This is a genomic window from Sphingobacterium composti, assembly GCF_009829075.1.
GTDB classification, from domain to species: Bacteria; Bacteroidota; Bacteroidia; order Sphingobacteriales; family Sphingobacteriaceae; genus Sphingobacterium; species Sphingobacterium composti.
Genome location: NZ_WUQZ01000003.1, coordinates 181147 through 193901 on the forward strand (window position 1 = coordinate 181147; position 12755 = coordinate 193901).

The window sequence follows — 12755 nt, forward strand, 5'->3', positions numbered from 1 at the left end:
AAGATTAGGTATAATGTATAAAAAGCTATCTATAGGTTATTTAATGCAAAAAAAAATGTAATTTTGTGGCGCTATATACAAGCCAAAAATCAAAGGTTTCTTTAAACCATCACAATATCAGAAAATGAAAATAACAATTGTTGGTACGGGTTATGTAGGACTTTCAAATGCAATATTGCTAGCTCAACATAATGAGGTAGTTGCATTGGATATAGTTCCAGAAAAGGTACAAATGTTAAATAATAAAAAATCTCCCATAGAGGATGTCGAGATTATGGATTATTTAGCAAATAAAACATTGAATTTTAGGGCCACACTTGATAAACAAGAGGCATATAAAGATGCTGCTTACGTAATTGTTGCAACACCTACAGACTATGATCCTAATACAAACTACTTCAATACTAACAGTGTTGAATCAGTTGTCAAGGAAGTTATCGAATATAATCCATCCGCTATAGTTGTTATAAAATCCACCGTACCTGTTGGCTTTGTGAAGGAACTAAAGAAAAGTTTGCAATTTGATAATATAATATTCTCCCCTGAATTTTTAAGAGAAGGTAAAGCTTTGTATGACAATTTGTATCCATCTCGAATTATCGTTGGAGAACAGTCCGAACGTGCTGAATTATTTTCCAATCTACTTAAGCAGGGTGCGTTAAAGACAGATATTCCGACTCTTTTTACTGATGCTACTGAAGCGGAGGCTATAAAATTGTTTTCTAATACATATTTAGCATTACGTGTAGCCTATTTTAATGAGTTAGATAGTTACGCGCAGACTTTTAATTTAAACTCTAAGCAAATTATCGAAGGAGTAGGTTTAGACCCTCGAATTGGGACACATTATAATAATCCATCTTTTGGTTATGGTGGATATTGTTTGCCAAAGGATACTAAACAGCTATTAGCTAATTACGATGCTGTTCCTAATAATATAATTCAAGCAATTGTTGACGCAAATCGTACGCGAAAGGATTTTATTGCAGAATCTATTTTAGCAAAGAGTCCGAAAAAAGTAGGTGTTTACCGTTTAATTATGAAATCAGGATCAGATAATTTTAGAGCATCTGCTATTCAGGGTATTATGAAGCGTATAAAAGCTAAAGGAGTAGAAGTTGTAGTATATGAACCTGTTCTTAAAGAAGAAACATTCTTTGGGTCTAAAGTGAGTCATGATTTAGAAGCATTCAAACAAGAATGTGATGTTATTGTGTCAAACAGAAATGCTCCTGAATTAGCGGATGTTCAAGAGAAGGTGTATACTAGGGATTTATTCGGGAATGATTAAACAGAAATAAATTTAATAAATGAAAACCAAACATTTAGTGATTTTTGGAACAAGACCTGAAGCAATAAAAATGGCTCCATTGGTAAAAGAGTTTCAAAAACATGTAGATTTCGAAACTAGAGTTTGTGTAACCGCCCAACATAGGGAAATGTTAGATCAGGTTCTGGATTTTTTTCAAATAACTCCAGACTATGATCTAAATCTGATGAAGCCAAACCAAAATCTATATTCTTTGACAGCGGATATAATAACAGGTTTAAAGCCCGTTTTAGAAGATTTCAAGCCAGATTATGTGTATGTACACGGCGATACTACAACAACAATGGCTTCAAGTATTGCGTCGTTTTATTCAGGGGCCAAAGTTTGTCATGTTGAAGCTGGACTAAGAACGCATAATAAAAGATCGCCATTTCCAGAAGAAATAAATAGACAAGTTGCTAGCAGAGTATGTGATTTTCATTTTGCTCCTACCAAACAATCTCAACAGAACTTATTGGCAGAGAATGTAAAGGAAAGTGATATTGTAGTAACAGGGAATACTGTTATTGATGCATTATTAGACAGTTCTGAAAGAGTGAAAAATATTCAAAATGCGGAGATTAAGTTCTTACAGAGTATTGTCGATACATCTAAAAAGCTAATACTTGTTACTGGACACAGGCGTGAAAATCATGGACAAGGCTTTATTAATATGTGTCAAGCTCTTAAAGAAATAGCATTAGTACATAGTGATGTACAAATAATTTATCCTGTACACTTAAATCCAAATGTTCAAAAGCCAGTTCATGACATATTAGAGGGTATTAGTAATATAAAACTGATTAACCCGTTAGCTTATCCAGCTTTTGTGTGGTTGATGACAGAGTCTTATTTAATCATAACAGATTCTGGAGGTGTTCAAGAAGAGGCTCCAAGTTTAGGGAAGCCTGTGCTAGTGATGCGTGATACTACTGAGCGTCCGGAAGCAGTCGATGCGGGTACAGTATTGTTAGTAGGTACTGATAAAGATAAGATTGTCGCTGAAGCGAACAGTTTGTTGACTAACGCGAATAGATATCATTCCATGAGTGAATTGCATAATCCTTATGGTGATGGTAAAGCATGTCAACGTATAGCAGAGTTTATCAAAAATAATAACTAAAATATAAAAAATGAAACCAACTGTAGTTACCATAGGATTAGGATATATTGGACTTCCAACTTCAGCTTTAATAGCAAATAATAAAATGGCTGTGCATGGTGTAGATATTTCACAACATGTTGTAGACACTATCAATGCAGGTAGGATTCATATTGTTGAGCCAGATTTAGATCAAGCTGTAGCCAAAGCTGTTGAGGAGGGATATCTAAAAGCATCTACAAAAGCAGTCGAAGCAGATACTTATTTAGTTGTAGTACCCACTCCATTTAAGGGGGATCATCAACCAGATATTTCTTATGTCCAAGCTGCTACAGAAGGTATTATCCCTTTATTAAAAGAAGGCGATTTATATATTATTGAATCAACTTCGCCAATAGGTACCACCGAAAAAATGATGGATTTAATTTTTTCTAAAAGACCAGAGTTGAAAGACAAAATATTCCTAGCTTATTGTCCAGAACGAGTTCTTCCAGGTAATGTTATGTATGAATTAGTGCATAATGATCGTGTTATTGGAGGGGTTAATGAAACTTCAACGTCAAAGGCTATTGCTTTTTACAGCCAATTTGTTAAAGGAGAGCTTCATCCTACGAATGCTCGTACAGCTGAGATGTGTAAATTAACTGAAAACTCTTCTCGTGATGTGCAGATCGCTTTTGCCAACGAACTTTCTTTAATTTGTGATAAAGCAGGAATCAATGTTTGGGAATTAATACATTTAGCTAATAAACACCCTCGAGTTAATATCTTACAACCAGGCTGTGGTGTTGGTGGGCATTGTATTGCAGTAGACCCATATTTTATTACAGCTGATTTTCCAATGGAATCTAGGATTATTTCTCAAGCACGTGCGACAAATAATTATAAACCATTCTGGTGTGCTGAGAAGGTAAAATCTGCGCGTTTAGAATTTGAATTAAAGCATGGTCGTCAGCCCGCAATTGCTATTATGGGATTATCTTTTAAACCAAATATTGACGATTTAAGAGAATCACCAGCTATTCATATTGCTGAGCGAGTACTACAAGATTCTGGAAATGCGGATATGTACATTGTAGAACCAAATGTACGCGAACATAAAGTTTTTAAATTAACAGAATATAAAGTAGCTTTAGAGAAATCAGATATTATTGTTTTTTTAGTCGCACATAATGAGTTCAAGGGACTTTCTATTAGTAAAGATAAGATTATATTAAATTTTTGTGGAGTTGAGCTAAGTTAATATTTTGTTAAAGAAAATTTTTTCCTACGGTTTAACTGAGGCCTTTTCTAAGGGGTTAAATAAGCTAACTGTTCTTGTTTTACCTCTTTTACTATCCAGTCCAGGAAATTTTGGCATCATTGGACTTATTATTTCAATTGAGACCATTCTTCCTTTTATAACTTTATTAGGTTTAGAGAGAGCGATATTACGTTTTTATTCTGATGAGAAGAATAAAACAAACTTTATAAACACTATAGTTTCATCGATTAATATCATACATTTAGTTTTATTAACGGTTACTATAATTTGTTATTTTTCGGGAATTAATACGGTCTTAGGCTTAAAATTGTTTCCTGACCTTGTATTAGTTATATTACTCGTGTTTTTGCAGGGTATGAATACAATTAATTTAAATCTGTATAGAGTCAATGAGCAGCATAAAACTTTTTTTAAAAATAGAATATTTTTACAATTATTTAAGTTTACATTAGTAATTTCCCTTATTTATTTTACAGGGAGTTATTTGGGTTATTTGATTGGGGCATGTATAGCCGCACTTTTTACAAATGTAATTTTTAAAAACACTAAATTTTTAATATTTAAAATTCATTATCCTACATTAATATTACTGTTAGCTTTCTCATGGCCATTTATTTTTCATGGTATTGCAGGAAATATATTAGGTAATGCCGATAGATTTATTATAGAAAAGTTTTTAAGTATTGATGAAGTTGGAATTTATACATTAGCATATTCATACGGATCTTCAATAGTTTTTGCCTTTTTAGGGATTACTGTATATCTAGAACCGCTGATATATAAGCAAGAAAATCTTATAAAAAGATATCAGCTACTAAATAATTTAGTTTTATATCTTTTTATGGCAGGAATAGTGAGTTTTATTATAATTGTAATTATTGCAAAGTATTTTTTGCCAGCTGTATATACTAGAGAATATAGTGATGCATTTACTTTAATACCTTTATTGGCAGCTAGTTTTCTAGCTCAACCATTCTATTTTAAGGCTAATTATCTATTGATTTATAATAAGAAAACTAAATTAATTGCTACAATATCTGTGTTTTCTAGTCTTCTTAGTTTAGGGTTAAATTATTATTCAATACCGATGTATGGTATTTTGGCATCTGTTTATTGTACATTAGTATGTAATCTATTACAATATTTAATGTTTACTTATGCAGCAGAATCATTTAAGGTTAATTATGATATACTTGAGGCAATTGTGGTAAGTCTATTTATAGTTTTTTATGTTACAGGAATAATTGGTGTTGAGTTATTTATAATTTTTGTATTGGTTTTTATTGTCTATAAAAGACATCGCTTAGTAAAAAATGAATTATAACTTGTTTCTTATAGTTTTGCATTTTTTTTTATTTGCTATTTGTATTTTTACAGATAAGCATTTTATAGATTCATATGCCTCATATATCTATTTGTCTCAATTACTAAGCATTTTTTATGGAATATATAAAGTAAAAAATAATCTTATTTTATTTTTATCACCTAGCTTTCTTACTATTTTTTACATATCCTTGAATTTTATTTTTGGACATTATGCTGTGACTAATGATTTAGGGTTAAATAATAATTATTACAGTACATATCAATCCTATTATAGCATTAATTTTATTACTGCATTTTTTATTGCTTGCAATTTTGTAGTATATTTTACTATTCCTTTTAAGAAATTTACAAGTATTAATTTTATCACATTCAAAACTGCCAAATCTCAAGTTAACCTATTCTCAGTTCAAATTGTTACATTATTTTTATTTCTTTTTGCTGTCGGTTCATTCGAAATTAATCTAAACTTTTTAGGTGCTGATGGAAATTTCAATTATGCATTTGAATTTGCGATTGTAATTATCCTTGTTTTGATAAATAGGAATAATTCAACAAAGTACAGAGCTATAGTTTATTTATTTATTTTAATTATTTTTATAATAAATCATTATGATTCTAAAAGAGAGATAATGTTTGTATTAATACTTATATTATTCTTAGAATCAGTAAAAAACGGCGGGAATATTTTAGTTCGTTTAAAAACTTTGTTATTAAGCTCTATTTTAGTAATCGTATTTATATATATTGTGGTAGTTTCTTCTATTTTAAGGGGATACGGAAACTACAATGTTGATTCTCCTATTGAAGCGTTTGGTTTAGTAGGTGATTATTTAGAATCTGATATTGCTAGTGATGCTCTGGTGATGAATTTTGAGATTAACCACGTTTACGGGAACGCTACTAATGCTGTAAACTATGTTTATACAAATAATGCAGATTTACTTTATGGGTCAACTTTTTATAAACTAATCTTTACTCCTATCCCTCGCAGTATGATGCCTAATAAACCAGAGAGTATGGTGCATATATATACAAGCAAGTTTGATCCGACATTTAGAGCCATAGGAGGATCTTTTCCAATAATAGTTTATTCTGAAGTATTTTGGAATTTTCACTTGATAGGGCTGTTACTTTTATATTTTATTTTTGTAATATTTAATAAGTATTACTATTTAATACTGAAGTCTCTGGTATTAAATAGAATATCTCAATTTACTATTCTATACCTTTATTTATATTCCACATTCATTCAATTTATTAGAGGAGCTGGAATAGAAGTATGGTTAATATATGGTATTATTTCATTTCCTTTTATATATGTTATTTCTAAACTTTTAATAAAAAAGGGTTGCTAATAAATATGAAAATTAATATTATCATCAAAACAGTTTTGCTTCTATTTATATCAATGAAAGTTACTAACTTATTTAGTCAAACAAAACTAGTTATTAATGCAAAGCCAGGGGGTGTTTATCATTTAAATGATATAAAAAATGTAAAAATAATTGTTAATGGTAACGGTGGGATTGATAACCCTTTCATAATTCGGGGGAATAGTTCCGTAGTTTCAGGTAATTCATTTATTCAAATTAATGGAAATAATATAAAAATTGAAAATGTTAAGTTTATAAATAATAACATATCTTTTTCAGAATCCAGGGGTTTATTATCTATAGGTACTAATATTTTAAAAGTAAATAATATTGAAGTAGTAAACTTAAGTTTTTTTGGCAGAGATTCCTTTAAAAAATACGACATGAGTACTCAATTTCATTTTATTTATGCTAACGCTGATAATCTGATTATTAGAAATTGTGTTTTTAAAAGAAAAAAGAATAGGCTTCCAATTATTCATGTAAATGCAAACCTTAAAAATGTTTTGATAAAGCATAATAGCTTTTTAGATGTAGAAAATCCACCATCTGATTTAGCTATAGAAGCAATTAGAGCGGGCTTGGCTGAAGGTCAAACGACTTTGTTGAAAATCGAAGAAAATATATTTAAGAACTATTTTGGAGATACTGAAATCATTAGTATTAAAACTAACGGGGTGATTATTTCAAATAATAAATTTATAAATTCTAGGTCTGGTGTTTGTATTCGCTGGGGAAATAATTGTGAAATAAAAGGAAATTTGTTTGAGGATGTTGGTATGCCCATTCGTATAAGTGGTAATAATATAGTTGTTTCTGAAAATATATTCAACAATTCAAATAATCGATCTATATTTCTTATGTATGGAGGGAAAGAATATCCTAAAGTAAATAATATATATTTAAATAATAATATATTTCATAATTATTATAATTTACACGTAACTAAAGTTAAGAGTAATGATATCCCCCCACAAAACATACATCAATTCAATAATATTCTATATAAAAATGAAAAGAGAATACCTATTAAAAATCTAAGTTTGTCTTTAGGTCAAACAGAAAAACTTTTACTTAATGAAAAGTTTTCAAATAAAAATGTAAAAGAATATTTAATAACACAGTAATAATTTAGATTTTTAAAATATGGTAGTTAAAGAAAAAGTACTTGTTGTATATCCATTCTATGCTCATTATAGAGGGCCTATAATAAACTCTTTGTTGAATAATGATAAATATGAGTATTATTTCATTGGAGGGAATGCTACTCCGAAACGTTATTCCTCATTAAAATTACATGATTTTAATAATGATGCTAGATTTAATATAGTTGAAAATTTATGGTTGTTTAACTATTTTTTAATTCAATTTTCAGTTTTAAAATATATCAATAAATACAATGTTGATAAAGTAATTTTTTTAGCAGATTGGAAATATATTTCTTATTGGTTTTACGTTTTGTATTGTCGCTATAGAGGTATTAAGTGTTTTTTTTGGTCCCATGGTTTATTAAACGAAAAACGCACTGTTAATAATTTTTTGAAATTTCAATTTCACAAATTGTTTAATGGGGGGGCTGTTTATTCGATGAGATCAAAAAAAATTATGCTAAAATTAGGTTACACAAAAAAAATCTGGGTTGTTAATAATTCTTTGGATTTTTGTAAACAGAAAGATACTTTAAACAATACTTTAAATAGTAAAAACCTAAAAGACACTTCTAAATATAAGCCATATATTATATTTACAGGGCGTTTAATTAAAGAGAGGAATTTAGAATTGCTTTTTGAAGCTTTGAAACACCTTAAAGCTTTAAATGTACATTTAAATGTCGTTATTTTGGGTAGTGGTCCTCACGAAGATAACCTTAAAAATTATTCGAAAGATTTAGGTATTATGGATAATACTTTCTTCAAAGGTTCCTGTTATGATGAAAATTTATTATGTAATTTCTTTATAAATTCTGAAATGTGTGTATTTCCAGGTCCTATAGGGTTAAGTATAATACACTCGATGACTTATGGAGTGCCAGTAATAACAAATGATAATCTAGATTTACAAAAGCCAGAAATAGAAGCTCTTAAAGATGGATATAACGGTTTTTTATTTAAAGATGGAGACTATAAGGATTTATCAAGAGTGATTTTTGAATTTTATAACCTTAACCAAGAAGAAAAAAAGAAAATGAAACATAATTGTCAAGTTACAATTGAACATAACTATACACCTGAATTTCAGAGAAGTGTTTTTAATCAAATGTTAAATTCATAATTTTTACAATGTTAAGTCCAATTAAAATTTATAAGTTCTCGCATTACTTATTTAAAAAAAAGTTTATTAAAGCAGCAAAGTTTTTAACATACGTAAATAGAGTAGTTTTTTCTGTATGGATACCTCACAGCGTAATTATAGGTGAAAACTTTAAATTAGGATATTTAGGTTTGGGGATAGTAATTCATCATAATTGCAAAATAGGTAACAATGTGACGATAGCCCAAAATGTAACAATAGGACGCAATTTTGGAGATAATTATGTGCCCAAGATTGGTGATGACGTATATATTGGTACTGGAAGCGTAGTATTTGGTGAAATTACTATAGGAAACAATGTTATTATCGGATCAAATACAGTTGTTAATAAAAATATACCGGATAATTGTACAGTTGTAGGGAATCCATTCAAAGTTATTCAAACTAATAGGACGAAAAAATACTATCAATTAGATGAAAATAGGGAAATATTTTAACACTATCATACATCTTAAATTTATTCAGTTGTTTTATCAGCTAGTATACCGTTTAAGATCCAAAACCGTATTAAAAAGTAGGGGTTTTGTATATGATGTTGTGTGTGTTGACTTCGGATATAGAATTCCACAATATGGAAAATATCTTGGAAACAATTCATTTCAATTTCTTAATCTGGAAAAGGATTTTAAGGAAAGAATTGATTGGGACTTTTCTGAATATGGCAAACTTTGGATTTATAATTTAGAGTACTTTGATTATCTTAATCAAGATAATATACATAATGATGAAAAGATTAGATTAATTCATGATTTTTACTCTTTCAGTATTGATAATAAAAGAATATTAGAACCTTACCCTGTTTCTTTGAGAAGTATAAATATTATTAAATTTTTGTCATTAACAAAGATTAAGGATGAAAGGATAATAAATTGTTTACATCAAGAATTGACATATTTATCGCGAAATTTGGAGTTTCATATTCTTGGTAATCATCTATTGGAAAATTTATTTGCGCTACTTCTTGGCGGATTTTATTTTAGAGATGCATCCTGGATTAAGGTAGCTGAAAAAAATCTAAGAGTACAATTGGGTGAACAAATTCTCGATGATGGGGCGCATTTCGAATTGAGTCCAATGTACCATCAGATTATATTATATAGACTGTTAGAACTTATTGATTGGTATAGTAAACAACAGGATAAAGATCATGCATTTTTCGACTTCTGTGTAAGAAAATGTCGTTCGATGCTTGGCTGGTTAAAAGCAATATCATTTAAGAACGGAGATATTCCATTATTCAAGGACTCCGCCAAAGGCATTGCGAATTCTTCACAAGACTTATTTGATTTTGCTAAGTTTTTATATTTAGATTTTGATGTAGAAAATTTGTCCAAATCAGGTTATAGGTCTTTTCAAAGTAAAACTTTTGAAATAAAAATGAATTTTGCTCAGGTAGGAGCTTCCTATCAGCCTGGTCATGCACATGCTGATGCCTTGAGCTTTATATTATACTTTAATAATAAACCTATATTTGTAGAGCAAGGAACTTCTACGTATCAAATCGGTGCACGTAGAAATCTTGAAAGATCAACAGAAGCCCATAACACTGTAGTTGTAGATAATATAAGTCAATCAGAAGTTTGGGGGGGATTTAGAGTAGGTAGAAGAGCAAAATCCTTTATTTTAGAAGAGGAAAATAATAAATTTGTTGGATATCATACTGGGTATAAAAGAAGAGGAACGATTCATCAGCGTACCTTTGAATTAAGTGATAACCTTGTTTCTATTAAAGATAGTTTAACAAATAAAAAATCTGGAGTAGCTTATTTTCACTTGGCACCTGAATTGGTCTTGATCCCAAAGAATAATTATACTTTTCTGGTAGAAGATCATTGTGTTTTAGAATTTACACAAGCAGACGACATAATTTTAGAAAAATATTTATACGCAAATTCTTATAATGTATATAACGAATCTCAGCGGTTAAAAGTAAGTTTTACATCGGAGTTAAAGACATCTATTAATTTTATAAAGTGAAAAGAATCTTATATCTAACTTTTTATTTTGAGCCAGATCTTTGTGCAGGTTCTTTTAGAAATACGCCATTAATTAAGGAATTGGCCTCTCAAACAGAAGGCAAGGCCTTAGTGGATGTGGTCACAACTTTACCAAATCGATACAGTACATTTGATGTAAGCGCTCCTCAGTTTCAAGATGGCAATAATTATACGGTTTATCGCATAGCCATACCGAAGCATCAAAGTGGCATGAAAGATCAAGTCTTGTCTTTTAAGGAATACTATCAAAAAACACTAGATTATGTTTCCGGTAAAGATTATGATTTGGTTATAGCATCCTCTTCGCGTTTGTTTACCGCTTATCTTGGTTACAAAATAGCAAAAAAGAAAAATATCCCATTGTATTTAGATATTCGTGATATTTTCTATGATACATTACAAGATGTTTTAAAAGACGGTATTATAAAATCTTCAGCCCTTCCTTTCATAAAGTATATTGAAAAGAAAACCTTTAGTTATGCTTCTCACATAAATTTAATTTCTAAGGGTTTTGAGTCTTATTTCGAAAATTATAAAGACTGTACGTATTCCTATTTTCCAAATGGGATAGATGATGTTTTTATTGAGGCTAATTCTGAAGAGAGTCTAATTTATACACAAAGAGACGTCAAAACTATCGTTTATGCGGGTAATTTAGGAGAAGGCCAAGGGTTACATAAAATAGTCCCTGAAGCGGCAAAAAAATTAGGTACAGCATATAAATTTGTAATCATAGGTGATGGCGGAGCTAAGTCCAAATTGGTTGCTGAACTTGAACGATTAGAGGTTAAGAATGTGGAATTACGTGATCCAATTAAACGAGTAGAACTTATAGAAGCATATAAAAATGCTGATTTCTTGTTTGTGCATTTAAATAATTATAAAGCTTTTGAAAAGGTTTTGCCCTCTAAATTATTCGAGTTAGCGACTTTTGCAAGACCGATAATAGCAGGTGTTGGGGGGTATGCAAATAGTTTTGTAAAGGATAATTTAGAGAATACAATTCTTTTTGCTCCTTGTGATGTGGATGATTTTGTAGATAAAATGAAATCCTATACCTATAAAACAATTTCTCGTCAAGAATTTATTCAAAAATATAAGCGAGACCAAGTTAATAAGGATATGGCTAAGTCAATGATTACATTGTTGGAATCTAATTAGAAAATGAAAATTACTATTACAGGTATTTCGGGGTTTGTGGGTCAGAATTTATCGACATACTTAATTAACAAAGGATGTGCTATAAATGGTCTGTCTTTGCGTACGATCGACTGGAAGAAAAGTTTTGTATCAAATGCGGACGCTTTAATTCACCTTGCAGGAAAAGCTCATGATACAGCTAATACTTCTGCTGATGAGGAATATTTTAAAATAAATAGGGATTTAACTATTGCATTATACGATGAATTCTTGCAATCTGATGTTATGGATTTTTTCTATTTTTCCTCAGTTAAAGCCGTTGCTGACCAAGTTGAAACTATTCTTATAGAAGAAGTAAAAGCAGAGCCTTTAACTCCTTATGGAAAGTCGAAGTTAGAAGCAGAAAACTATATGCTTTCAAAACCCATCCCATCTGGTAAACGTGTTTTCATCATTAGGCCATGCATGATACATGGGCCAGGAAATAAGGGTAATCTTAATTTATTGTATAAGGTCGTAGAAAAGGGCGTTCCATGGCCATTAGCAAGATTTGATAATCAGCGTTCTTTTTTGAGTATAGACAATTTGTCTTTTATGATTTATGAAATGCTTAGAAGCTCCAATTTACAATCTGGTGTATACAACTTTGCAGATGATGACGCACTATCTACCAATGATTTGGTACGTATAATTGGTTCTGTTTTGGGTAAAGATGTAAATCTGTTAAAAATTCCTGTAGGATTGGTTAAAAGCATTGTAAAAATTGGTGATGTTCTTCCTCTTCCTTTGAACTCTGAGCGCCTTAAAAAGTTAACAGAATCTTATGTAGTATCAAACACTAAAATTAAAAAGGCTCTTGGGATTGAAAAACTTCCTTTATCAGCTAAAGAAGGTTTAGAAAATACCATAAAATCGTTTAATCAAGCTAAATAAT

At 30.0% G+C, this 12755-nt stretch carries 11 protein-coding genes; all 11 read left to right on the forward strand.

Annotation, left to right across the window (positions count from 1 at the left end; translation table 11 throughout):
- The first annotated feature begins 124 nt into the window (after window positions 1-124).
- From GOQ17_RS03460 to GOQ17_RS03510, 11 genes are read left to right on the forward strand one after another with little or no spacing between them, the layout of a single operon-like run.
- Window positions 125-1291, forward strand: coding sequence for a nucleotide sugar dehydrogenase (locus GOQ17_RS03460; RefSeq protein WP_159634814.1), 1167 nt, complete (start codon window positions 125-127; stop codon window positions 1289-1291).
- A 19-nt stretch (window positions 1292-1310) separates the two neighbouring features.
- Entirely contained in the window at window positions 1311-2432 is a 1122-nt protein-coding gene (gene wecB / locus GOQ17_RS03465) for a non-hydrolyzing UDP-N-acetylglucosamine 2-epimerase (protein ID WP_159634817.1), read from the forward strand.
- 10 nt (window positions 2433-2442) lie between these two features.
- Entirely contained in the window at window positions 2443-3654 is a 1212-nt protein-coding gene (gene wecC / locus GOQ17_RS03470) for a UDP-N-acetyl-D-mannosamine dehydrogenase (RefSeq protein ID WP_159634820.1), read from the forward strand.
- 4 nt (window positions 3655-3658) lie between these two features.
- The gene (locus tag GOQ17_RS03475; protein WP_159634823.1) at window positions 3659-4999 is read left to right on the forward strand and encodes a lipopolysaccharide biosynthesis protein; all 1341 of its coding nucleotides are present in this window, start codon (window positions 3659-3661) and stop codon (window positions 4997-4999) included.
- Complete coding sequence (locus tag GOQ17_RS03480; protein WP_159634826.1) at window positions 4989-6356, forward strand: hypothetical protein; 1368 nt, start codon at window positions 4989-4991, stop codon at window positions 6354-6356. Before GOQ17_RS03475 ends, GOQ17_RS03480 begins: the two co-directional genes overlap by 11 nt.
- A gap of 5 nt (window positions 6357-6361) precedes the next feature.
- Complete coding sequence (locus tag GOQ17_RS03485; RefSeq protein ID WP_159634829.1) at window positions 6362-7501, forward strand: chondroitinase-B domain-containing protein; 1140 nt, start codon at window positions 6362-6364, stop codon at window positions 7499-7501.
- A 19-nt stretch (window positions 7502-7520) separates the two neighbouring features.
- Window positions 7521-8645: a glycosyltransferase gene (locus GOQ17_RS03490; protein WP_159634832.1), complete on the forward strand. Its 1125-nt coding sequence runs from the start codon at window positions 7521-7523 to the stop codon at window positions 8643-8645.
- An 8-nt stretch (window positions 8646-8653) separates the two neighbouring features.
- Complete coding sequence (locus GOQ17_RS03495) at window positions 8654-9121, forward strand: serine O-acetyltransferase (RefSeq protein ID WP_159634835.1); 468 nt, start codon at window positions 8654-8656, stop codon at window positions 9119-9121.
- Window positions 9099-10661: an alginate lyase family protein gene (locus GOQ17_RS03500; RefSeq protein ID WP_159634838.1), complete on the forward strand. Its 1563-nt coding sequence runs from the start codon at window positions 9099-9101 to the stop codon at window positions 10659-10661. The genes GOQ17_RS03495 and GOQ17_RS03500 overlap by 23 nt, the downstream gene beginning before the upstream one ends.
- Window positions 10658-11842: a glycosyltransferase family 4 protein gene (locus GOQ17_RS03505; RefSeq protein WP_159634841.1), complete on the forward strand. Its 1185-nt coding sequence runs from the start codon at window positions 10658-10660 to the stop codon at window positions 11840-11842. Before GOQ17_RS03500 ends, GOQ17_RS03505 begins: the two co-directional genes overlap by 4 nt.
- A gap of 3 nt (window positions 11843-11845) precedes the next feature.
- Window positions 11846-12754 carry an NAD-dependent epimerase/dehydratase family protein gene (locus tag GOQ17_RS03510; protein WP_159634844.1) on the forward strand — a complete coding sequence of 303 codons (909 nt, stop codon included), beginning with the start codon at window positions 11846-11848 and terminating at the stop codon, window positions 12752-12754.
- The last annotated feature ends 1 nt before the right edge of the window (window position 12755 follow it).

Bases quoted from the DNA above. Each gene is read 5' to 3' on its own strand.
- GOQ17_RS03460 (WP_159634814.1), top strand. From the start codon at position 125: ATGAAAATAACAATTGTTGGTACGGGTTATGTAGGACTTTCAAATGCA.
- wecB (WP_159634817.1), top strand. From the start codon at position 1,311: ATGAAAACCAAACATTTAGTGATTTTTGGAACAAGACCTGAAGCAATA.
- wecC (WP_159634820.1), top strand. From the start codon at position 2,443: ATGAAACCAACTGTAGTTACCATAGGATTAGGATATATTGGACTTCCA.
- GOQ17_RS03480 (WP_159634826.1), top strand. From the start codon at position 4,989: ATGAATTATAACTTGTTTCTTATAGTTTTGCATTTTTTTTTATTTGCT.
- GOQ17_RS03485 (WP_159634829.1), top strand. From the start codon at position 6,362: ATGAAAATTAATATTATCATCAAAACAGTTTTGCTTCTATTTATATCA.
- GOQ17_RS03490 (WP_159634832.1), top strand. From the start codon at position 7,521: ATGGTAGTTAAAGAAAAAGTACTTGTTGTATATCCATTCTATGCTCAT.
- GOQ17_RS03495 (WP_159634835.1), top strand. From the start codon at position 8,654: ATGTTAAGTCCAATTAAAATTTATAAGTTCTCGCATTACTTATTTAAA.
- GOQ17_RS03500 (WP_159634838.1), top strand. From the start codon at position 9,099: ATGAAAATAGGGAAATATTTTAACACTATCATACATCTTAAATTTATT.
- GOQ17_RS03510 (WP_159634844.1), top strand. From the start codon at position 11,846: ATGAAAATTACTATTACAGGTATTTCGGGGTTTGTGGGTCAGAATTTA.